The organism is Asanoa sp. NPDC049475 (assembly GCF_040676915.1).
In the GTDB taxonomy this organism is placed as follows: Bacteria; Actinomycetota; Actinomycetes; order Mycobacteriales; family Micromonosporaceae; genus Asanoa.
Genome location: NZ_JBFAPY010000006.1, coordinates 322,901 through 343,918, shown reverse-complemented (window position 1 = coordinate 343,918; position 21,018 = coordinate 322,901). Strand labels below are relative to the sequence as shown.

The window sequence follows — 21,018 nt, the reverse complement described above, 5'->3', positions numbered from 1 at the left end:
GGCCGGGACCATCGGGCCTACCCAACCGCGGGCACCTGCCCGCATCGTGGCACGGACCAGCTTCGTCGTCTGGCCACGGAGGCCCTGTATGACCGCCAGCCGCGAACCGCCGCGCGGTTCGGATGCGGAGGACGCGAACACCGTCGCCGTATTCGACCTTCTCCGGGCGCAGCCGTTGCTCATCGGCCTCAACGACTGGCAGCTGGGGCGCCTGGCGCCGCTCGCACACCGGTCGATGTTCCACGCCGGCCGCCGGGTCTTCCACCCGGGCGACCCGGCCGATCGGCTCTGGTTGATCGTCGCCGGTCGGGTCGACGTCGACCTGCCGGGACCCGGACGGGTCGTGGTCGACACGCTCGGTGCGGGCAACGCGCTGGGCTGGTCCTGGCTGCTGCCGCCGTACCGGTGGCAGTTCGGGGCGGTCGCCGTGGAGACGACGCAGACCGTCGCCCTGGACGGGCCGGCGTTGCGCCAGCTCTGCGACAGCGATCCGACGCTCGGCTACCCCCTTACGCTCGCACTTCTGCACGTCGTCGCCGACCGCCTACGCGCGACCCGGCACGCGCGGGTCGAGGGCCGGCCGGACTCGAGTGCCGGATGAAGCCCTCGGCACGCCGCCGATCCAGGTCGGAAGACCCGGCCTGTCGTGCCGGTCGCCCGTGGTACGGGAGACCGAACCGGGTGAGGCTGGCGGCATGTCCGAGTCCGCATGGCGGCTGGTCGACGGAAAGCCGGGCCGCGCGCTGTACGAGTGCCTGGCCGCAGCCGCTGCGGCACCCGCGCGACCGGCACGCGGCGCTGCCCATGCGCGACTTCGGGCTGGCCACCGGCGCCCCCACCGCGACCGTCGCGTTCGAACCTGAGCCGAACCTGCTGCTGCTCTACACCACCGGAGACACCGAGGCCGACTGGCTGCGGGCCGGCGTCGCCCTCGAACGGCTGCTGCTCACGGCCACGGTCCACGGGTTGGCGGCCACGGCGCTAAGCCAGCTGATGGAGATCCCGAGGCTGCGGGACCTGCTCGCCGACACAGCCCGTGGCATGGTCGTACAGACCGTCCTGCGCATCGGATACCCGGTCACACCGGCCCGCCCGACCCCACGCCGGCCCGTCGAGGAGACCATCGCCGAGGAATAGGCCCGTCTCGACCGAACGGCCCACCGTCCAGCCGTGGCGGGGGTCTGGTCAGCTCTGGGTCAGCAGCGTCTCCGCATGGTCGGGCACGTACGTCGTCGTCTCCACCGGTGGTCGCTCGTAACCGCCGGTGGCCGGGCGTTCGGGCAGCCGCAAGGTCGGGCGTTCGACCTCGTAGTACGGCACCGTGGAGAGGAGGTGGGCGATCATGTTGACCCTGGCCCGCCGCTTGTCGTCGCTATGCACGCCGTACCACGGCGTCTCGGGTCTGTCAGTGTGGGCAAACATCTCGTCCTTGGCGCGGGAGTAGTCCTCCCACTTGGTGATCGACTCCAGGTCCATCGGCGAGAGCTTCCAGCGACGCATCGGGTCTTCCATCCGCGAGTGGAAGCGGCGCTCCTGCTCGGCGTCGCTGACCGAGAACCAGTATTTGCGCAGCAAGATCCCATCCTCGACGAGCAGTCGCTCGAAGACCGGGACCTGGTGGAGGAATCGTTGATATTCGGCCTCGGTGCAGAATCCCATCACGCGCTCGACACCGGCCCGGTTGTACCAGCTGCGGTCGAACAATACGATCTCCCCGGCCGCTGGCAGGTGTTCGACGTAGCGCTGGAAATACCACTGGGTGCGCTGCCGCTCGGTCGGTGCGGGCAGCGCCGCGATCCTGGCGATCCGGGGATTGAGGTATGCGGCCACCCGCTTGATGGCACTGCCTTTACCCGCCGCGTCACGTCCCTCGAAGATCACCACCAGGCGGGCGCCCTCGACGCGGACCCACTCCTGGAGCTTGACCAACTCGGCCTGGAGCCGGAACAACTCGGTCTCGTAGACAGCGCGCGGCAGCCGCTTGATCCGTCCATCGGGTTCGCCACCGGACGCGTGACGCTTGATGCCCTTGCCCGCCCGATCCTTGCCGGCCATCGCACTAACCCTCCGTTATCTCCAGGCCACCGTAGCGCCCTGCGGTTGCCCGAACGTTGTGCCGCCGCAATCGGATGTTCATTCGTGAGGCAGTCGGCCCGCGAACCAGCCCCGGTTGCCCCGGTCGCCGAGCGACCGATCACGGACCTCGGGCACGGCGAGCGGTCCCCTAGTCGAGAGGGCGGCCTTCGTGAGCCGCGGTCATTCGTTGCTTGACGTCGTGTTCTGGCTCGAGGCTGATCGCCTGCTGTAGTCGCGACTCCGCGTCGTTGGGCCACGTGCTTCGGGGCCAGGCGGCCAAGGCCCGCACGGCCATGTTCCGGTTGCGGATGACAGGGCTGCTCAACGACGCGGAGATCAGCGGCCAGCCGACGCCGGGCCACTTGTCGAGGTCTTGAACGAGGAAATCAAGACATTGGTGGGCAGCCCACCGCGGCCCAAGCCCAAGTTCCTCGCCGGGGCCGGTGGCGACGTCGTCCAGGGGAAGGACTTCGACGGCCAGATCGATCACGTCATCGATGCTTTGGCGGTCAGCCTGCCGGATGGCGCTGAACCACTTTCCCGATTCCAGCGGCTCTGCCCGCAGTTGCCGGAGCAGCGTGTGCAGGGTGGAGATCTCCAGAATGGCGCAGGCCCGTTCGGCCCGCCAGGATGTCACCGGGTCGGGAGACTCCAAGGCGTCAACGGCCATGGGCGGCCACTCGGGGCGGGCGATGAGCTGCTGGCATACGCTGGTGAACTGCGAGCGCGCTGCTTGGTCCCAGCCGCCGTCGGGCCACCCCTGGCTCGGTTCGGAGCCGGTGACGAAGTCGCGGATCGCACCGATTGCCAGCAGGTGCTGCAGATTCGAGGCGCGGTTTTGCATCAACGTCAGGTAGATGTGGGTGACCGCGGCGCCGTCGGCGTAGTCGTGGATGTCCCGTGTTGGCCCGCCTCTGAACAGAGCCATCAGCAGATCACCTGCCGCACGCAGCAGCTCGTCGTCGACGTCGTCGGCGCTCAACGCGGCCAGGAGGTCGCACCGGGATGCGGCCAGGTGCGCCAGGTACTCGTCCATGACCGTGTTGCGGAATCCGTCACGCAGAATCCAGTCGAGAATGTCACGTCGTCCGGTGTCGGCGAGACGTTCGACTAGATGAATCCGCCCCCAGCCGCGTACCTGCCTCGCAAGCTGCCACAGATCGTCATCGGAGTCGTCCTGGCCGTTGCCGAGTGCAACCGCGGCGTAGAGAGTGAACTCCTCATGGCGGCCCAGCGTCAGAAGTATCTCGCGGTGTGAGTCGGCTGGAAACAACCCGAGCAGAGCGATCCCGAGCTTCACGGGTCCCCGATGTGCGGATTCCGTGGCCAGGCGTACGGCCACCGCATGGAGACGAACGCCGTCGATCCCGCTTTCGCGGATCCGGCCCAGCAGCGGGTCGATCGCGCTCAAAAGCGCAGGGCTCTTCGCGCGTTCGTAGAGGTGCGCATACCGCCGACGCGCGACAAACCCGCTGGCGGCCGCGGCCGTGATCGCGGCGAACAAGCCGTCGACAAGTTCAGACTCGGTGTTGGCGACATGATGGCCGACTACACCGTCCCAGGCGCCGGCGGCGAACTTGACCCGGCCGGGGACGTCCTCCTGGTCGGGGAGCACCGCGTCGTCGAGGTCATGGCCGTCCGCCAGCTGCGTGTGCAGAAACCTGTATATCGAATGCGGAGCAGGACTGTCAGTCACAGCCGCGCACGCTACCAACTTGATCAACAAGCGGTTGGCCCGTTTCCGGTGTCATCAGCAGTGGACTGTCTGACCTACAGGACCAAACCCAAGACAGCCTTCCATGATCCACATCTCACGCCGCCCCCTGCGCAGGTTCAACGCCAGCTGCCCGCCCCGGCAAACCCAGTGCGGCCTGGTCAATCGCCCACGTAGGCGTCCGTGACCAGGGACAACCGCCCGGACGGTGCGCAGTTGTGGGTTGTATCCGGCCATCGAGATAGCCCTGCGCTTCGATCGCATTTCCGCAGCTCAAGGGGAGCGTCTTGACACCAGGCTGATCCGGACATTCACCGGCGGACACTCAACGCTTTGCCGAGTTGTGGGCCCGCGGCGCGGTGGGTGCGCACCGCGAAGACCGCCAGCTCGTCGAGCATCCGGCGGTCGGGCCGATCGAGGTGGACTGTGACGTCATGACCGACGGCGACAGCGAACTCAAGATCGTGATCCTCACCGCGGCCGCCTACACCGAGGACGAGACCAAACTGCGCCTGGCCTTCCTGTCCGGTGTCCCCGACCCAACGCGCAGGTGACGCGAAGACGCCAACCGTTCCGCTTAAAGCGGAGTCGAGCCGACCCGCGATCGGCCCGATCAATCGCCCACGTGTACGTCCGCCGCCGGTGCCAACCGCACAGCAGTTGCGGCGGGTATCCCGCCGCAGGTGCTATGCCTTGAGCAGTTCCTCACTCAGCTCCCACAGCCGGCGGGCCGAATCCGGGTCGATGGCGTGCGGGACCACGTCGGTGATCAGGCCCGCCCGGATCGGTTCCACCTCGTCGACGGGTGAGACCTCGTTGTCCCTGAGGTACACGCCGCCGATATCCGCGAGCAGCGGGTTGGTGGCCGCGAACACCATCGTGCTGGCTCCCTGCCGCGGCGTCTTCAAGCCGCGCTCCGGATCGATGACCGGCCGGCCGGACTCGTCGATCAACCCGAAGGCTCGCTGCTGGTCGGCGGTCATCGACGGGGTCGGGTCGTCGCCTGCCGCGCGCAACGGTCCCAAGTTGGTGCCGACGACGACGCCAGGGTGCGCCGCGTAGCCGCGGATCCCGTCCCCGGCCCATCGCCGGTCTAGTTCGACGGCGAACAGTACGTTGGCGGTTTTGGACTGGCCGTAGGCAAGGTGGCCGTCGTAGCCGCCGGTCGTGAACTGCGGATCGTCCCAGCGGATGCCGGAGAGCCGGAACGCACCGGAGGTCGTGTTGACGACGCGGGCGCCGCGCCCGGCGCGCAGGGCGGGTCGCAGCCCAAGGGTGAGCTGGAAGTGCCCGAGGTGATTGGTCGCGAAATGCGACTCGTAGCCGCGCGCGTCCCGGACGAGCGGGCCGGCCATGATGCCAGCGTTGTTGAACAGCATGTGCAGCGGGCGCCCAGAGTCGAGATACCTGCCGGCGAACGCGTCGATCGACGCGGGGTCGAGCAGGTCGAGCCGGCTTACCTCGACGCGCTCGATGCCCGCCAGCGCCGCGGTGGCGCGGCGGGGGTCGCGTGCTCCCACCGTCACGAAGGCCCCGGCCTTGGTCAGCGCCCGCGTCATCTCCAGACCGAGCCCGACGTGGCCGCCGGTGACGATCGCGTTCCGGCCCGACAGGTCGATGCCCGCGAGCACGTCGTCGGCGGTCGAGGCCGCGTTGAATCCGGATCCGATGGGGTGTTGCCGATGGGTCGTGTGCTGTGTCATGCCAACAACTCTGCGCCGCGGCACGCGTACGCTGAATAGTTGTCGGTCCGGATTTCTTGCGCGATAGTACGAGCCATGGGTGCCGATCAACTGTCCGAGGCGTTGGACCTCGTCGAGGTACGTGGGCTGCTGACCGGCGGGGTGGCAGCCACCGGCCGGTGGGTGTCGCGTGCGCCGGTGCAGGATCGGTTGAAGCTGTTCGCGATGGTGAGCGGCAGCGCCCGGCTCACCGCCGACGGCGTCGACGGTCCGATCGCGCTCGGGCCGGGTGACGTGGCGATCGTGAACGGTCGGTCCTGGCTGGCGCTCGAAGGGGGCGCGGGCGACGGGCTCGCGCGCGAGGTCAGCCCCGTGGAGCACGACCCTCTCACCGGTCTCGCCGGTTTCGACCGCGGCGTCGACGACGTCGTCATCGGGGTACGCGTCGACCTGAACCAGGCTGGTCGGATCCTGCTGCTCCAGGCACTGCCGCCGGTCGCGCACGTGCGCGCGTCGGCCACCGCCGCGGCCGACGTGAGGGAAACCCTCGACCGCCTGTTCGACGAGGTGACGCGTGGTCGCAGCGGCTCGGCGTTCGCGATCCGGCAGTACGGCCAGCTCCTGCTGCTCGAGGTGCTGCGCGCCTACGTCGACCAGGTCGAGCTGCCGCCGGGCTGGCTACGCGTGCTGACCGACGAACGGCTGCGGCCGGCCGTCACGCTCATGCACACCTACCCCGGAAGGGCCTGGGGCCTGGAGGAACTGGCGCGTGCCGCGGCGATGTCCCGCACGTCCTTCGCCGAACGCTTCCGGACGGTCGCGGGGATGCCGCCGCTGACGTACCTCAGCCGTTGGCGGATGCTGCTGGCGCAGCGCGCCCTCCGCAACGGCGAGGTGCGCGTGGGCTCGCTCGCCTCCGATTTGGGGTACGCGTCCGAAAGCGCCTTCAGCAACGCCTTCAAGCGCGAGGTGGGCATGTCGCCGTTGCGCTACCGGTACCGCGCGGGAGAGGAGTAGCTCGGCGTAGTCGACGGCGGTTGCTGCGACCCACGATTCGCGCACTCCACCCCGGACACGGCATAGTGTCCCGCGGCTTCGTCGGCAGACGTCGCCTGATCGGGGGTGCTTGGAAGTGACGACGCGTTTACGTGCCAGCTGGGCCCGGGCGGCCGCATTGATCGCGCTGATCGGGGGGACGCTCGCGGTGTCCGCGGGACCCGTGGCGGGCGCCCCGGCGCCCATCAGCATCCTGAGCGTGTCGGCGGAGAACGTGAAGCCCGGTGACATGGTCCGCGTGCAGTTCCGCGTCACGAACACCGGGAGCAGGGCCGAAACGGCCATCGTGGTGGTCGGTGGCGGGTTGCCGTGCACGACCGGCTGCCGGGTGGAGCCGAGCCTCAAGCCCGGGCAGAGCAAGGACTTCCAGGCCACCGTCGTCGCGCCCCAGGTGAACGCGGGCGAGATCCTCGGCCTCAACATCTCGGTCGGCGTGCGGCTCGGCGGGCAGAACAGCTACGACTTCAAGATGGTCTCCATCCACGGCTCGGGCGTGTCACAGCCCGGCGCGGGTGCGCAACCCAGCGGGGACAAGCCTTCGTCCGGCGTGGACGGGGTGTCCGGCGTGGTCCGCGACGCCGGCGGAAAGGCGATCGGTGGCGTGGCCCTGACCGTGCGGGACAGCGCGGGACATGAATACCGTACGACGAGCGACCGGAGCGGCCGATTCTCCATCAAGTCGGGCGCAGGCAAGGCGATCGCGGCGGGCCGGATCACTGTCGTCGCGGCCCTGGACGGCTATCGCACCACCCGAAAGACCGTACAGGGCTCGGCCGGTGACACGGCCAGCGTGCGGCTGACCCTGGCCGCCGTCGCCGCGCCGCCGTCGCCCATCGCAACGGTGGCAGCGGACGAGGCTGTCGAGCCGGAGAGCAGCGTAGCCGCAGCGACACTGCCCGCCGCCGTCGAAGCTGTCAGCAACGACGGCAGCGGTTCGCTGCCGTACGTCTTGGGTGGCCTGCTGGTCGCCGCCGGCTTGGGCGCGCTGGGGATGATGGTGACCCGACGCCGGAACACGCCGGACGAGCCGGCCGGGCACGCGGCGACTCAGCTACCGGCGACGGGCATGAGCGATGCACCGACGGCGGTGCTGCACACGGGGCCGGCGATCGACGGGCCTGCTCGCTAATACCGCGACGGTTGTCGGGTGGCCAGTTGGTGCGGGGACCCGCGCATGTGGGTCACGCGACGACGATAAGACAACGCAGACGAGCTGACACGCCGCTCCACCAGGCGTCAGTGCGCGAGAGCGCGCCCAAGCGCCGGGTCCGGACGGGTGCAACACAGTCATGATCCACACCCCACGCCCGCACGTGCGCAGGTACCCGGACCAGCGACCCCACCTGGCACCACCGCGGCGCGGTCAATCGCCGACATACACGTCCGTGACCAGGGACAACCGCGCGGACGGTGCGCCGTTGTGGGCTGTATCCGGCCGTCGAGATCAACCTGCGCCCGACGGGTATCCGCCCCAGCTCAGGGCCTGTGCGTCTGCGCGTCAGGGGGCGCGTTTCGGGTCATGAAAGTCGTGTCGAGGTAGGGCTCGAACCTGCGCACGAGGGACTTGACCGCGCGATAGCTCTTCCTCGCATGCCGCCGCCCATCGTAGAAACAGCCGGCCCGGGGAAGGCTCGTCGTCTGTGCCAGCTCGTCGCCCAGAACAAGAGCCTGCTGCTGGCCGATGGCGACCAGGCCTATATACCCGTCGACCGCGCATGCGACCTAGCCGAGCTATTCCTGACCTCGTACGGCGCGGACCGCTCCCATCGAGGCCTAAGGGATCGCCCCGGAACTGGATCGACCCAATGGGGCCAAACGCGAATGCGTTCCCGCAGCTCAAAGTTGGTTTCGGCCATCAACGCCTGCGGGAATCCGGCGGTTGTAGCGTTTCGTGACGCAGACCTCATTCCTCGGCAGGGCAGGTTCTTGCTCTCAGTGAGGTGACGATAGGCACGAGCAGGCATCGCCCAGCGTTGATCATGCTGTGTTTGCTTTGTGTACCTCCTCAGTCTGCGTCACAGTGGGTTCTGGAGGCGATGTTCATGGCAACTATTGAGGTTGACGACTACACCAAACGCACAGTGTCGTTCGCCGCCCGGATGGCGAACCTCTCCGAGGGCGTGATCGTGCGTCGGCTACTTGAGAGCAGCACTCAGACGGAAGCCGAGCGCCCGCAGGCCGCCGACCAGACTGTCGCGATCTATGCCGACTACGAGGGACACCGGGTGCGTGCCCGATACATCGCGCCGGCTCGAGTCGAGATCATCGACGGTCCGCTCGCCGGCCGGTCATTCAAGACGCCGACCGGCGCCGCACGGGCGGTGGTCAGGCTCTACAACCCAGACATCAACGACAACCGCAACGGGTGGACCTTCTGGCAGATCGAGAACAAGTCCGGCCCACGCACGGCACTGCAGTCGATCCGGCCCAGCGCGGTCAGGTCAGGCAGGGGCTCGCTGCACGGCAGAATCGTCGCGTCTGACGACTGGGACTCTGCCGAGGTCAACGAAGCCATCGCCGACGACTTCGGCTCGACCAGATGAGCCTTCTCCTCGACACACACATCGTGCTGTGGTGGTTGGCCGACGATCCCACCCTCGCCGACGAGATCAAGGACCGCCTCGACCAAGAACTCGACGTCTACGTCAGTGCAGCGACCATCTGGGAAGTCTCCATCAAACAAGCACTCGGCAAGCTCGGCCCGTCCGACCTTCCGGAGCAGGTACGCGACAGCGGCTTCCGACTTCTGAGCATCACCGCCGAACACGGACTAGCGGCAGGACGGCTACCGCCACACCACCGCGACCCCTTCGACCGGATGCTGATAGCTCAAGCTCAAATCGAGGCCTGACGCTGGTCACCCGCGATCCCCACATCCAGAAGTACGACGTCGATGTCCTTCCTGCATAGGGCAAGGCGGCCGGGCAGATCACGACGTCGGTGACGCGGAATGCTGTGAGGCCGCCGGCAGAGCGGCCGGCCGCCCGTGTGGTGATGGCGTCGGGGTATTCGCGGTGGCTGCTGAACACCCGGTACAACTCGATCGGGATCGCCAACGGCGGCGCTCACATGACATCGCCTTCGACAGGCCGGTCGGCGCCGGCGTCTAACGACGGGTCAGCTCACGTGACTGCACCCCGCGCAGCCCGGCGAGGACCTCGCTGGGCGCGAATCGCGCGACGGCATCGCGCTCGGCGCGGGCGACCTCGTTGAAGATGAGGGGCACTGCCCCACCGCCGTCGAAGCCGCGTCAGCCGCGCTGAGCCGGTCATCGACCCGGGCAGCGCATACCCGTTGAAGCCCACCCGCTAAATCCATCCGAACGATCACCGACCGGCGCTGGGCGCCGAGCATGCTCCGGTACTGCGCCACCTCGAATGACACCGAGGCCTCGGCTGAAACACACCATCACGGTATGCCGGTGCGGTACTTCATCGCTCCGACCTTGCTGCCGAACATGAAGAACAAGGCCGTGAAGATCTGAACCTGCTGATCGGCAGCCAGCGGTTGCATGACTGGCCCGATGTCCTCCTCATCCAGGTCACCGGTGCTGGTAGTGCGCTGGTTGAAGATGGTCTTCGCTGTCTCGTGCTCTTGGTCGCTGTAGGTCAGAGGGTGCAGCTTGCGCAGGTCGAACTCCGGTGGAAGTGGCCGGCGGACCAGCTCCATTGGATAGCGGGTAGACATGATCCGCATCGCGGTATTGACCACGTGGACGGCGATCAGCGGTCCCAGACGCAGGCTCCGGACCATCGACAGCAACTCATTGTGGGCGAGGATGACGTGCCGGAACTCTTGGGCGAGGAACTGCTCGGTCCAGGGCAGGTTCAGCCCCCGGCACACCCGCCGCCAGACCTGCCGCTCGTCCATGTCGCCGATGGGGGTCGGCACTCGCCCGGTGAGGTCCCGCACGGTCCGGTGCACGAAGGCGTTAACCGTGGTCACCTCTGCCCGCGCCAACAGCTCCTCGTCGTCGAGGAGCAGCGCCGGAGCGACGCTGAGGTCGCCTCGCCGGCCCACTTCGACCGGACCAGCGAGGCCAGGTCCAGGTCGTCGGTCACCTCGATCGCGTCGTGGGTCGCAAGTCCGCCGTCACGAGACATTCATGTAGAGGGCGTTCAGTATCCGCCAGCCGTCCGTAGTCTTCACCAGATGTAGATATTCTCGGTAAATCGAGCTGCGCACGGTCACTGTGGCGATCTGGTCGTGCACATCGTCGACTGTGACGTCGTAGTTCGTATCGACGGGCCGGGTCGCGATGCCCTCGCCCTCGCGGGTCCAACCGGTCATGTCGTCGGCCGTCATCACCCCGGTGAGCTTGCCGAGCGTGCCATCGATCGCGGCGCCCCGCTTCACTAGATCCGGGTGCAGTGCACGCGCCATCCGCTCCGCGTCGCCATCAAACCATCCCTCCCAGTAGTCGCGGACGGTCGCGAGGATGGGCCCGTGGTCGTCCATCCCCGTCACGATCCCCTGACGGGTCGCCGCCCGCAAGCCGCGTCGGCACTCTCAAATCTCCACCCGCGGCTTGGGCATCCAGATCTCCGCCCGGCCTCCGGGAGGGCCCTCCGTAACGGGAGCTCCGCCCACAGAATCTCGGACGCCCCGTGCAGCCGACCTGCACGGGACGCCATTGTCGCCCTTCAACCGGCTCCCAAGCGGGGGCACGGGCGCTCTGCTGAGTCCAACCGCCACTGGTCGAAGCGATTCACCGGACTCGTTGGGCGATCCTCAGCTCAGTCAGGTAGCGCTTGACAATGTGACCCCCGTAGTCCGTGTCGATCAGCCGCGCGATGGAGTTCAGCAGTGCGCTCCGTTGCACGTCCGGCAAGGCACGGTGCCCGGAGTAGGTCAACAGCAGATCCAGGTAGTCAGCTGTCGAGTACGGCAGCTCCCACTCGTATCGGTAGAACCTCGCAGGCCCGAATCGACCCGACGAGGTGAGCTCCCGATCGTCGTCGACGATGTCACGAGCAGTCTCAAGACGCAGGCCCGGTGGGGTCGACGGATCGAAGCGCTCGTAGCACTTCTGGATCTCGACGAAGAATGCCTCGGTCCAGGTGCCGCCAGCGATGTGGTGTGTTCCCACGGTGGCCAGCAGGCCACCGAGACGCAAAGCGTCAGCAGACTTCGACACCCGCACCGCGGGGTCGATCCAGTGAAACGCGGTAGCGGAGAACACCACGTCGAACGGTTCACGGGGCAAGGGCCACTCCTCGAACGCCGCTGTAACGACCTCCACCGCGTCGAACGCGGCAAGATTTCGCCGAGCCACAGCCGCCATGTCCGTGCCCAACTCGACAGCCACGATGCGGTAGCCCCGCTGAGCCAACGGCACCGTCGCCTGGCCAGTGCCACAGCCGATCTCCAGCACCCTTGCCCCAGGCGCTACCCCGGCCGCAGCGAGATCATCAAACATCCGCACTGGGTATCGAGGGCGTGCACGGTCATACCGTGCAGCGTCTTCGTTGAAGATCTCTCGCAACCTCACGTAGTCATTGCTATCGCTCACCAACGGAGAGTACGAGCGCAGCTCCTGCGGCAGGCACCTAATTCTCGATGCCCGGCACGGCAGGGTGCAGCCGCTCGCCCACCAGCCGATCGTTTCTGGAAATTCGCAATAACGTGCCAATGCGTACCAACCGCGAGCCGGCGCCAAGCAGCAGGAGCCACCGCCGCCGTGGCGGCGGCGGATAACTCCGCCTAGCGCCCGGATAGCGGCAGGTTAGTGCGCGTGGGTTCGCGGGCCGGCGCCGAGGTTGAGGGTCACGTCCACCATCAGTCGATGGATGCCAGGCATCGGGCGTCGGGCTCGGGATCGGCGGGGCGGTTCGGGTGTGCGGGCTCTGAACTGGGCGATCGGCGGGCGACGCATCCGCCTCACAGCGCCATGGGGCCGTCGTGCCAGCCGTAGAGCCAGGCCGTAGTTCCGGGAGGTAGCGGCGGGAGTTTTCCGCGGACCAGAGCAACTACAGCGTCGGCGAGGACGGCGACGGGCCCGGGCTCGACGAAAGTCGCGCCCCGGAGAAGATCCGGTCCCACGTCGGGGACGTATCGCGCTGCCGACGCGACCGCTTCCGCGGCCGCGATCGAGGGTCGCGCCCTTAACAACTGTCCCGCCTCCGTCGACAGGGCAACAAGCCGTTCTCGTTGCGGGTCAGCCAGGTCGACAAGGTCGAGACCGAGGGTTCCCGGCACGAGAACAGGACTCAACAGACGGGACCGGAGATCGTCGAGGCCGAGTCCGGCCGGCGACGTGCCGAGATCGAGCAGTCGCATGAGCTCGACCGACAGCACCGCCAGGCTGACGTCATAAGCCCAGAACCAATGCTCGTCATCCAGGATCACCGCAACGGTCTTGCTCAACAGCTCGCTCCTTCCAAGCAGCAACCAAGGCGCGACTCGAACCCGGCCCTAAAGTAATCCAATGTGGAACCGTGCCAGGTCAAAGCAACCTAAAGATGATGGAGGAGCCTGCCACGATCACCAATCCAGGCCTCGTTGCCGGACTTGACGATCGCTCGGCGGACATGTGCGGGTCCGGCCCGCGGGTGGTAGGCCAGATAGCGAGCGCCGGCACCGGAGACGTCGGGCGTCGAGAAGGACGTGCCGTCGCCGAAGGACGCAGGTGCAGTCCTGCCACCTTGGAAGAGACGGTAGTAGCGACGTCGGCGTGCCACCGGTCAGCCCGGAACGCCAGGTCAACATGCCGGTTGCGGCGGAAGTGCTATCTGCGCCCGGTAACGTGCTGCACCCGGTGCGCCATCACTCGTGTCGCCCAGAGCACCGGCTGGTGTCGGACATGGCGATCGCCCGTTTCCTCGCAGAGTTGGGTTTCATCGCCGAACAACGCGGCCGCCCGTGCCCTGCATCTGGAAGGGCTGACGGCGGCGCGCAAGGCGGGCGACCCGCGCGCGGTGGCGCTGGAAGGGCTCGCCGGCGCCGAAGCGCCTCGGGGCAACCACAGGCCCGGCTGCTCGGACCCGCCGCTGCGCCGCGGGCACAAGTCGGTGCACCGTTGCCTACCGGTGAACGAGCGGCGGACGTGGACCGCACAACCGCCAAGTGCCGCGCGGCGACGGGTCAGGACGCGTTCGCTTCGGCGTTCGAACACGGCCGTACGCGCGCGAAGCTGGGGTGGAGCCCACGCGGCCCGGATCACCCCTGACCGAGGCGGCGTTGGGCGTTGACGCCGATGAGCGCCGCTGCCGCACATGCCGCCTCGGTCGGTGGCCGCTATGGGCAAACGCTGTCACAGGAAGACGTTGAGCGGCGTCCTGCGGTCATCGGCACTACCGCCCCGACATCGCTGCGCCCCCACACCGCTATTCAACGCGGGATGCGCGGGCGGGAAGCCGTCGCCGTCGCGTGGCGTCCTCGATCCACGGCTCAACAAATGCGCCGTTTGGTTTGTATACGTCTGTGCCGGGCGGAACGATTACGTCGAGGCGGTCCAGCACGTCGTCATCGAGCTCGAGATCCACGTGCTCCAGTGTGGACTGTAGCTGTTCCATAGTGCGGGGTCCGATGATGACTGAGGTGACGGCTCGATGTGCGAGAGGAAACGCCATGGCCATCGCCGGCAGTGGACGGCCGAGATCCGCGGCGACGGCCACGAGTTGCTCGACGACATCAAGCTTGCGCGCAACGCCAGCGTCGTTCGGGTCGAACCATGCCGGTCGCAGGGCGGCCCGGCCCTCAGGGCGATATTCGACGCCCCTTCGGTAGCGGCCGGTGAGGAAGCCGAAGCCTAACGGGCTCCAGGTCAGCACACCCATGCCCCACCGCTCGGCCAACGGAAGCACATCGCGTTCGATGCCGCGGGCAAGCAAGCTGTAGGGCGGCTGTTCGGTGCGAAACCGCATGAGCGCGCGGGCTTCGGCCACGCGATGGGACTCGACGATCTCGTGCGCCGGAAAGGTAGAGGTTCCGAACGCCCTAATCTTGCCGGCCCGGACCAAGTCGGTGAGGACGCCGAGCGTCTCCTCGATGTCCGTGTCCCAGTCGGGGCGGTGGACCTGGTACAGGTCGAGATAGTCGGTGCCGAGCCGCATCAGGCTGGCCTCAACGGCGTTGAGCAGGTGACGCCGTGAGTTTCCCCCCTTGTTGAGCCCTTGCTCCAGTGGGAAATGGCCCTTCGAGGCCAGGATCACCTGGTCCCGGCGTCCGCGTATGGCTTCCCCCACGATCGACTCCGACTCGCCTGCCGAGTACATGTCAGCGGTGTCGATGAAGTTGATTCCTTGGTCCAACGCGGTTTGAATGATCTTGATGCAGTCATTGCGATCGCGGTTGCCGGCTGAGCCGAACATCATCGCTCCGAGCGCAAAACGGGACACCGTCATCCCCGTACGCCCTAGCTTCGTGTAGCTCATGGTCATGACGCAGTGATCCTTTCAACTGGCGACGAAGAAGGTAGGCGTGACGCGGGGAGATCCCGTCGTCCCCTGAGCGGCCCGAATGGCATCGTGAGCGCGCCGACAACGTAGGAACCAAGCATGAGCGCGAGCGCGGTGCGCACGCCGAGTTGCTGGCCCAGCCAGCCAGCGACGAGCCCGGATAGGGGCATCGCCGCGAACGCCAGCATCTGCATCGTGGTGCTTACGCGGGCCTGGAAGTATTCGGCGACATAAGAGAGGCGCCACGTGGTGCGGACGACATTGTCAGCGACGATCGCGAACTCGCATACAAGCAGGCCGACCGCCATCCATGCGACACCCACGCCGGGCGATGCCAGCAGCACCAGCAAGCAGCCGCAGCTGATCAGCTGCAACGCGACCGGGGCCCGCGCCGTGCCGAGCCGTCGGGCGAAGTATGGGCCCAGCAGGCCACCTATCACGCCGCCGGCCCCGCCACAGGCGAGCACAACGCCGGTCAGGCCTGGCGGCGCCGCCAGTTCGTCGATCAGGAACAGAATCTGAAGCGACAATAGGCCGGTGAGTCCGAAGTTCTGGAGTGCGGCCAGGCCGGCGAAATATCGCAAGAAACGATCACGGGCGACGAGCGCGACGCCGGCTCTGACCCGCTGGACAAGAGTGTCGTCGCTGCGCTTGGTAGTGGCATCGCCGGACGACCGGGGGGCAAGACGTATCCGCGCCAGGCAGACGGCGGACGCCAGAAAACTGACCGCGTCGAGTAGCACGCCGAGCGCGGCAGAAACCAGTTCCGCGATTAGTCCGGCCAAGCCAGGCCCCACAACGGTACTGGCTGACTCGGTCGCGTAAAGCCGCGAGTTAGCTGCCCCGAAGTGCTCGACGTCGACGACCTGGTACACGAGTCGCGGCAGGGCGGCTCGGAAGACGACGGCGCAGGAGCCGAGCACGAACGCGGCCACCAGAAGAGATGGCAGAGACAGTGTGTCAGTGATCCACATGACCGGAACCGCACCAGCGGCACAGGCTGCGACGAGATCACTTCCGATCATCACTCTGCGCGGCGACATCTGATCCACCAGGGCGCCGGCCGGCAATCCAAGAATCAGCCAAGGCGACCAGGTCGCGGCGGCCAGGAGGCCCATCCATCCTGGGCCGGCATCCAGTTCGACCGCCGCGACCAGCGACAAAAGCGTCGTCGAGGTCGCCGTGCCCACAAGGCTGACGGCTTCGCCGAGCCAGAGGACGCGGAATGAGTGCGGCAGACGCTTCACTCGCACGACACTAGGTCCGCAACTAAATTTGCGCAAATTTGGTTGTACGATCGCAGCGTGAAGCAGGAGGAACGACCGGACATCAGGCAGATCGACCATGTACGCGCCCTCAGCGCGCTGGCCCACCCGGACCGGGCGCGGATCATGGACGCCCTTGCCGTGCACGGTCCATCGACGACGACTGGGCTGGCGCGCGCGACTGACCTAGCGTCCGGCAGCGTGTCGCATCACCTCAAGGTGCTCGTCGAGGCCGGGTTGGTCTCTCCCGCGCCGGCGGGCAGCGATCGGCGAGAGCGCCGGTGGGAGCTGGTTACCCGCGGCATGCGCTGGACCATCGGCCAGTTCCGCGATCAGCCCACCGCCCAGGCCGCCGCCACGTCCGCCGAAGGTGCGATGCTCGAGCGGCAATACGAACGAGCTCGCGAGTTTCTGGAGTCCCGACGAGCGCCCTGGGACGACAGCGCCTACAGCGGCCACGTGTGGCTGCGGCTGACCCCGGACGAGCTCAGCGAGCTCGGGCGACAAATCGACGAGCTGCTGCTCGCTTGGCGACGGCGTCAGCCTCCCGACGACACCCCCGACAGGCGTCCGGTCCTTGCCTTCGTTCACGCATTTCCCGCGGAGCCCTGACGCGAGGGCCCAACGCAGCCGGCAGATCCTCCCGTCAGGCTGCGCCATCCGCGACTGTCAGAGCGTTGCGGGCCTAGACCCGATCGGGACTACGACTCTGACTCATCTCGTCGTACGGTGGACACAGTCTCGGGCACCGGAGGACAGCGATGCGGATCGGCGAACTAGCGACCCGGACCGGTGTGAGCACCCGGTCGATCCGTTACTACGAGCAGCAAGGGCTGCTCGTGTCGGCGCGGACCGCGAGCGACCAGCGTGTTTTCTCGGACGCGGCGGTCGACCGCGTCCTGCTTATCCAGCGGCTCTTCGACGCGGGCATCAGCAGCACTCGGATGTACGAGCTGTTGCCGTGCATGACCAACCCCGACGTCCGCACGTCGTGGCTGACCGACCGGCTCCGCGAGGAACGCGAGCGCATCGTCGCCGAGATGGCGCGGCTGGCCCACACGGTCGAGGTGCTCGACGACGTTCTTGCCGACATGGCCGTCGACGATCGGCCCACCGGGTCTGGCGGCCGCGCCGCTGCCTGAGGGCTTGCCCTTGACACCGGTGTCAAGTTCTACGGTGACGCCATGACATCGACCACCGTCGTACGCCCCGTTTCCGGCCAGCTGATGGCCCCGTTGTTGGAGCCGGTCACCTTCGCGGGCATGTCGTTGGCGTCGAGGTTCGTCATGGCGCCGATGACCCGGTTCCGATCGCCCGGCGGCGTGCCGACGCCGGAGGTCGCGGCCTACTACCGGCGCCGGGCCGAGCAGCGCGTCGGGCTGATCGTCACCGAGGGCGTATTGGTCGGGCACCCGAGTGCGGGGCACGAGCGTACGGTGCCGCGGATGACGGCCGGTCCGGCCGAGGCCGGTTGGCGGCGCGTCGTTGACGACGTGCACACCGCGGGCGGCCGGATCGCCGCGCAGCTATGGCATCTGGGTAGCCTGCGTGACCCGGTGGACGGGGTGCGGGCCTGGGCGCCGTCAGGGGTGCGGGAGCCGGGCCGTCCGGCCAGCCACGCGATGACTCTCACCGACATGGACGTCCTGCTCGAGTCGTACGCCGAGGCCGCTCGGGTGGCGGCCCGAGCCGGATTCGACGCCGTGGAGGTGCACGCCGCGCACGGCTACCTGCTGGACGAGTTCCTGTGGCCCTTCACCAATCGGCGCACCGACGCGTACGGCGGTCCGCCGGCCCGCCGGGCGGCGTTCCCGGCCGAGGTCGTGCGCGCGGTCCGCACCGCGTTCCCGGCGGACCGACCGGTCATCGTGCGATTCTCGCAGTTCAAGGAGCGGCGGTTCGACGCACGCATCGCCGAGACGCCCGAGCAACTGGGCGAGATCCTGACCGCGTTCGCCGACGCCGGCGCCGACGCGTTCCACGCGTCCCAACGGCGGTTCTGGCAACCGGTCTTCCCTGGCTCCGCCCTCAACCTCGCCGGCTGGGCGAAGCGACTCACGGCCCTGCCGGCGATCACGGTGGGCTCGGTGGCCCTGACGCGCGAGTTCCTGAAGCCAGGCGGCCCTGAGTCGATTTCCGGCCTCGTTGAACGGGTGACGGAGGGGGAGTTCGACCTCGTCGCGCTGGGCCGGATCCTGCTGGCCAACCCAGCCTGGGTCACCAACGCCGCAGACGGGAACCTCGACACGATCATCGACTACCGCAAAGAGCACGAGGACAGCTACCACTGATCCCCCCGCGGACCAACCTCAGCGATCCGAGTGGTCGAGGGAAACTGCACTCGACGGTATGACAGCCATGCGAACGGTAGTAGCTGGTTGGCGGAATGCCGATTGGGCCGCGAACGTGGGCAGCTGGCGGCGTCGGTCAGACAGCCCTGCTGGCGGCCCGCGCGCTGGTACGGCGAGGGCCAGTGCGTATTCGACGACGGCGCCGATCTCTTGATGTCAATGAGCATGACCCCGTTGTGTCTCGCCTGCCTCGGACGGGGGCTCGTCGCGCGCGACATCCCCCCAACGGCGCACGACCTCGGTCGCCTCTTCGACGATAATCTCGAAGGTCAGCGGTCCGACCCCGCGAGAATGCACGAGGTGCAGAGCCCACCGTGCGCCGGCATTCACCATCAGTCACCCTTCCCGAAACAGGACTGGGCTCTTCGACCGCCGCACAACTGCGGTTGGATGTCCTCATGACCGATCAGCCGGCACGCTCGGCGGACGAACTGCTGGACATCGTGGACGAACACGACCGGGTGGTGGGGCAGGCACCTCGCCAGGAGGCGTACACAAACAGGTTGCGGCACCGCTGCGTGTTCGTGCTCGTACGTGACGCGGAGGGACGGATCTTCGTCCACCGCCGCACCGCGCGGAAGCTCGTATTCCCATCGCTATACGACATGTTCGTCGGCGGGGTGGTCGGCGCAGGCGAGTCATACGACGAGGCAGCACTCCGCGAGGCCGAAGAGGAATTGGGAGTGTCAGGACTGCCCGCGCCCGTACTCCTGTTCAAGTTCCTCTACGAGACGTCCGAGCACGCCTGGTGGTCCGCTGTCTATGAGACACGGTGCACGTCGCCGGTCAACCCACAGGCCGACGAGGTCGCCTGGCACGCCTTTCTCACCGTCGGGGAGGTGGAACGACGGCTTGCCGAATGGACCTGGGTGCCGGATGGCATGGACGCGTATCGCCGGCTGCTGGCGTGGCAATCTGGCCAGGTCGATCAGCCTGTACGGCGTCGATGATCACCCAGGACCACCGTCCTCGTTGACCGCCCATACGCCACGACGCTGCCACGATCACTACGTCAGGGTTGACCGAATCCCGTTCCCATGTTTGGCGTGACCCGCCCTCGATTCGAGCCGGTGCCAGCTCGATCGCGTCAGAGCGCTGATCAGTACCTTCCCGCCGAGCCTCGCCTCGTCAGGGTCCTGTTCCCGTGGCCGGACAAGCCCATGTACTCGCTGGACGTCCTGCCGGCGGACGACAATCGCCGGCACGCACAGGACAGCTGGACGCAGAGCTCCACCGACCGTGCTCCCGCCGGCTAGTGTCCGGACCGCATCCTGGACGAGGTCCACGCCACCGGCGGTGACGTTCGCCGCTTGGCCGATCTGTTCGGACTTGGCATCCAAGCTCGCACCCGCTATACCAACGACCCTGACGCCGCACGTGCCCCAGGACCCCATCCCTGGCAGAGAAGTCGTCCGTTGGGCTAGCGATGGCCCCGCCAGGGTCCTGCCGTTGCGTCACTCTCCCGGACCCGTTAACTGCACGGCGGCACTCGACGGACTCCGGCGCGTCCGTGAGCGCCTCCGGACGCCGGAGATGCGTCCGCTCCTCCTTGGCCTGCCCCGTTAGCCGCCCGCGCGACCTGAAGGGATGACCAGCAACTATGACCGACACCAACCGCGAAACACTGCGCACCACGTTCGGCCAGGACGCCGAACTCTACGACCAATGCCGTCCGACCTATCCGCCCCAGCTGTTCACCGACCTCGCGGCACTGGCAGATCTCGGTCCGCACGCCCGGGTACTCGAGATCGGATGCGGCACCGGGCAAGCGACCCTGCCCCTGGCACAACTGGGATGCCATTGCGTCGCGATGGACCTCAGTCCCGACATGGCCGCCATCGCCCGACGCAACCTCGCACAGTTCCCGAATGTGACCGTCTTCGCGGCGGCCTTCGAAGACTGGCAGCCCGCGGACGGACCCTTCGACGCGATCCTCTCCGCGACCGCGTTCCACTGGCTCGACCCCGACCTGCGCATGATCAAAGCCGCTGACCTGCTGCGGCCCGGCGGATCTCTCGGCATCGTCTCGACCCACCACATCGCCGGCGGCACAAACGCCTTCTTCGCCGACGCACAACGATGCTACGAACGTTTCGACCCCACAACACCGCCCGGCATGCGCCTGACGACCGACGACGAAACCGCCGAGGAGGCCGCGGAGTTCGATCGGTCGGGACGATTCGGGCCAGTCAAATTCCGGCGGTACGAGTGGCAGCAGACCTACACAGGCCCCGAGTATCTGAACCTGCTCATGACCTACTCCGGCAATCGAGCCATGGCACCGCAGGCACGCAACGGCCTGTTCGCGTGCATCTCCCACCTGATCGACGACGTCTACGACGGAGCAATCACCAAGCAGTACCGGACCCGGCTCGCGATCGCGAGGCAGCCACCGTGACCCAACGCAGGCCGCCCGGGACGCCAGCTGCGGAGTAGTAGACGGCTAGCTGCTTTTAGCGGCCTTTCGAGGCGTGG

Annotated in this window: 22 protein-coding genes and 1 pseudogene; 12 read left to right on the top strand and 11 right to left on the bottom strand. The window is 67.5% G+C overall.

Annotated elements, in window-relative coordinates; all coding sequences use genetic code 11:
- The first annotated feature begins 88 nt into the window (after positions 1–88).
- Complete coding sequence (locus tag AB0J88_RS25805) at positions 89–601, top strand: cyclic nucleotide-binding domain-containing protein (protein ID WP_364351675.1); 513 nt, start codon at positions 89–91, stop codon at positions 599–601.
- Positions 602–804: 203 nt separating this feature from the next.
- Complete coding sequence (locus AB0J88_RS25800; protein ID WP_364351678.1) at positions 805–1,137, top strand: hypothetical protein; 333 nt, start codon at positions 805–807, stop codon at positions 1,135–1,137.
- Positions 1,138–1,185: 48 nt separating this feature from the next.
- On the opposite strand, the gene ppk2 is transcribed toward AB0J88_RS25800, so the two are convergent.
- Positions 1,186–2,055, bottom strand: a complete 870-nt coding sequence (ppk2, locus tag AB0J88_RS25795) for a polyphosphate kinase 2 (RefSeq protein WP_364351680.1) — start codon at positions 2,053–2,055, stop codon at positions 1,186–1,188.
- Between the two features lie 169 nt (positions 2,056–2,224).
- The gene (locus AB0J88_RS25790; RefSeq protein WP_364351682.1) at positions 2,225–3,772 is read right to left on the bottom strand and encodes a hypothetical protein; all 1,548 of its coding nucleotides are present in this window, start codon (positions 3,770–3,772) and stop codon (positions 2,225–2,227) included.
- Positions 3,773–4,131: 359 nt separating this feature from the next.
- Here AB0J88_RS25790 and AB0J88_RS25785 point away from each other — a divergent pair, with 359 nt between their 5' ends.
- Positions 4,132–4,344, top strand: coding sequence for a hypothetical protein (locus AB0J88_RS25785; RefSeq protein ID WP_364351684.1), 213 nt, complete (start codon positions 4,132–4,134; stop codon positions 4,342–4,344).
- Between the two features lie 132 nt (positions 4,345–4,476).
- On the opposite strand, the gene AB0J88_RS25780 is transcribed toward AB0J88_RS25785, so the two are convergent.
- On the bottom strand, positions 4,477–5,493 hold the full coding sequence (locus AB0J88_RS25780) for an SDR family NAD(P)-dependent oxidoreductase (protein WP_364351686.1): 1,017 nt from the start codon (positions 5,491–5,493) through the stop codon (positions 4,477–4,479).
- A 75-nt stretch (positions 5,494–5,568) separates the two neighbouring features.
- Between AB0J88_RS25780 and AB0J88_RS25775 the strand changes: the two genes are divergently transcribed.
- A complete protein-coding gene (locus AB0J88_RS25775) occupies positions 5,569–6,489 on the top strand; it encodes an AraC family transcriptional regulator (protein ID WP_364351688.1) in 921 nt (306 codons plus the stop codon).
- A gap of 115 nt (positions 6,490–6,604) precedes the next feature.
- Positions 6,605–7,657 (top strand): carboxypeptidase-like regulatory domain-containing protein, encoded by a 1,053-nt coding sequence (locus tag AB0J88_RS25770; RefSeq protein ID WP_364351691.1) that lies wholly within the window; start codon positions 6,605–6,607, stop codon positions 7,655–7,657.
- 347 nt (positions 7,658–8,004) lie between these two features.
- On the opposite strand, the gene AB0J88_RS25765 is transcribed toward AB0J88_RS25770, so the two are convergent.
- Positions 8,005–8,187 carry a hypothetical protein gene (locus tag AB0J88_RS25765; RefSeq protein WP_364738033.1) on the bottom strand — a complete coding sequence of 61 codons (183 nt, stop codon included), beginning with the start codon at positions 8,185–8,187 and terminating at the stop codon, positions 8,005–8,007.
- 377 nt (positions 8,188–8,564) lie between these two features.
- Between AB0J88_RS25765 and AB0J88_RS25760 the strand changes: the two genes are divergently transcribed.
- Both AB0J88_RS25760 and AB0J88_RS25755 read left to right on the top strand, forming a co-directional pair.
- A complete protein-coding gene (locus AB0J88_RS25760; RefSeq protein ID WP_364351694.1) occupies positions 8,565–9,071 on the top strand; it encodes a hypothetical protein in 507 nt (168 codons plus the stop codon).
- A pseudogene (locus AB0J88_RS25755) lies at positions 9,068–9,438 on the top strand (type II toxin-antitoxin system VapC family toxin). The gene AB0J88_RS25760 and the pseudogene AB0J88_RS25755 overlap by 4 nt, the downstream one beginning before the upstream one ends.
- Before the next feature lie 498 nt (positions 9,439–9,936).
- Here the strand turns inward: AB0J88_RS25755 and AB0J88_RS25750 are convergent.
- The 7 genes from AB0J88_RS25750 to AB0J88_RS25720 all read right to left on the bottom strand — a co-directional run bounded on the left by AB0J88_RS25750 (position 9,937) and on the right by AB0J88_RS25720 (position 16,174).
- Positions 9,937–10,548 carry a hypothetical protein gene (locus AB0J88_RS25750; RefSeq protein ID WP_364351697.1) on the bottom strand — a complete coding sequence of 204 codons (612 nt, stop codon included), beginning with the start codon at positions 10,546–10,548 and terminating at the stop codon, positions 9,937–9,939.
- A 72-nt stretch (positions 10,549–10,620) separates the two neighbouring features.
- Positions 10,621–10,986 (bottom strand): nuclear transport factor 2 family protein, encoded by a 366-nt coding sequence (locus AB0J88_RS25745; RefSeq protein WP_364351700.1) that lies wholly within the window; start codon positions 10,984–10,986, stop codon positions 10,621–10,623.
- A 250-nt stretch (positions 10,987–11,236) separates the two neighbouring features.
- Entirely contained in the window at positions 11,237–12,019 is a 783-nt protein-coding gene (locus AB0J88_RS25740) for a class I SAM-dependent methyltransferase (RefSeq protein WP_364738031.1), read from the bottom strand.
- A gap of 389 nt (positions 12,020–12,408) precedes the next feature.
- Positions 12,409–12,894, bottom strand: a complete 486-nt coding sequence (locus tag AB0J88_RS25735; RefSeq protein ID WP_364351706.1) for a hypothetical protein — start codon at positions 12,892–12,894, stop codon at positions 12,409–12,411.
- A gap of 89 nt (positions 12,895–12,983) precedes the next feature.
- Positions 12,984–13,208 carry a S8 family serine peptidase gene (locus AB0J88_RS25730; RefSeq protein WP_364351709.1) on the bottom strand — a complete coding sequence of 75 codons (225 nt, stop codon included), beginning with the start codon at positions 13,206–13,208 and terminating at the stop codon, positions 12,984–12,986.
- A gap of 645 nt (positions 13,209–13,853) precedes the next feature.
- Positions 13,854–14,909: an aldo/keto reductase gene (locus tag AB0J88_RS25725; protein ID WP_364351712.1), complete on the bottom strand. Its 1,056-nt coding sequence runs from the start codon at positions 14,907–14,909 to the stop codon at positions 13,854–13,856.
- Positions 14,906–16,174, bottom strand: a complete 1,269-nt coding sequence (locus AB0J88_RS25720) for an MFS transporter (RefSeq protein WP_364351715.1) — start codon at positions 16,172–16,174, stop codon at positions 14,906–14,908. Before AB0J88_RS25720 ends, AB0J88_RS25725 begins: the two co-directional genes overlap by 4 nt.
- Positions 16,175–16,216: 42 nt before the next feature.
- Between AB0J88_RS25720 and AB0J88_RS25715 the strand changes: the two genes are divergently transcribed.
- The 5 genes from AB0J88_RS25715 (at position 16,217) to AB0J88_RS25695 (ending at position 20,941) form a co-directional block, all read left to right on the top strand.
- The gene (locus AB0J88_RS25715) at positions 16,217–16,804 is read left to right on the top strand and encodes a helix-turn-helix domain-containing protein (RefSeq protein WP_364351718.1); all 588 of its coding nucleotides are present in this window, start codon (positions 16,217–16,219) and stop codon (positions 16,802–16,804) included.
- Between the two features lie 149 nt (positions 16,805–16,953).
- Positions 16,954–17,334: a MerR family transcriptional regulator gene (locus AB0J88_RS25710; protein ID WP_364351721.1), complete on the top strand. Its 381-nt coding sequence runs from the start codon at positions 16,954–16,956 to the stop codon at positions 17,332–17,334.
- 42 nt (positions 17,335–17,376) lie between these two features.
- Complete coding sequence (locus AB0J88_RS25705; protein ID WP_364351724.1) at positions 17,377–18,483, top strand: 12-oxophytodienoate reductase; 1,107 nt, start codon at positions 17,377–17,379, stop codon at positions 18,481–18,483.
- A gap of 458 nt (positions 18,484–18,941) precedes the next feature.
- Positions 18,942–19,493: an NUDIX domain-containing protein gene (locus AB0J88_RS25700; RefSeq protein WP_364351727.1), complete on the top strand. Its 552-nt coding sequence runs from the start codon at positions 18,942–18,944 to the stop codon at positions 19,491–19,493.
- A 650-nt stretch (positions 19,494–20,143) separates the two neighbouring features.
- Complete coding sequence (locus AB0J88_RS25695; protein WP_364351730.1) at positions 20,144–20,941, top strand: class I SAM-dependent methyltransferase; 798 nt, start codon at positions 20,144–20,146, stop codon at positions 20,939–20,941.
- Positions 20,942–21,018: the final 77 nt, after the last annotated feature.

Coding starts and splice junctions, on each gene's coding strand:
- AB0J88_RS25700 (WP_364351727.1), top strand. CDS start 18,942: ATGACCGATCAGCCGGCACGCTCGGCGGACGAACTGCTGGACATCGTG.
- ppk2 (WP_364351680.1), bottom strand. CDS start 2,055: ATGGCCGGCAAGGATCGGGCGGGCAAGGGCATCAAGCGTCACGCGTCC.
- AB0J88_RS25725 (WP_364351712.1), bottom strand. CDS start 14,909: ATGACCATGAGCTACACGAAGCTAGGGCGTACGGGGATGACGGTGTCC.
- AB0J88_RS25705 (WP_364351724.1), top strand. CDS start 17,377: ATGACATCGACCACCGTCGTACGCCCCGTTTCCGGCCAGCTGATGGCC.
- AB0J88_RS25800 (WP_364351678.1), top strand. CDS start 805: ATGCGCGACTTCGGGCTGGCCACCGGCGCCCCCACCGCGACCGTCGCG.
- AB0J88_RS25695 (WP_364351730.1), top strand. CDS start 20,144: ATGACCGACACCAACCGCGAAACACTGCGCACCACGTTCGGCCAGGAC.
- AB0J88_RS25745 (WP_364351700.1), bottom strand. CDS start 10,986: ATGGACGACCACGGGCCCATCCTCGCGACCGTCCGCGACTACTGGGAG.
- AB0J88_RS25775 (WP_364351688.1), top strand. CDS start 5,569: ATGGGTGCCGATCAACTGTCCGAGGCGTTGGACCTCGTCGAGGTACGT.
- AB0J88_RS25710 (WP_364351721.1), top strand. CDS start 16,954: ATGCGGATCGGCGAACTAGCGACCCGGACCGGTGTGAGCACCCGGTCG.
- AB0J88_RS25780 (WP_364351686.1), bottom strand. CDS start 5,493: ATGACACAGCACACGACCCATCGGCAACACCCCATCGGATCCGGATTC.
- AB0J88_RS25805 (WP_364351675.1), top strand. CDS start 89: ATGACCGCCAGCCGCGAACCGCCGCGCGGTTCGGATGCGGAGGACGCG.
- AB0J88_RS25760 (WP_364351694.1), top strand. CDS start 8,565: ATGTTCATGGCAACTATTGAGGTTGACGACTACACCAAACGCACAGTG.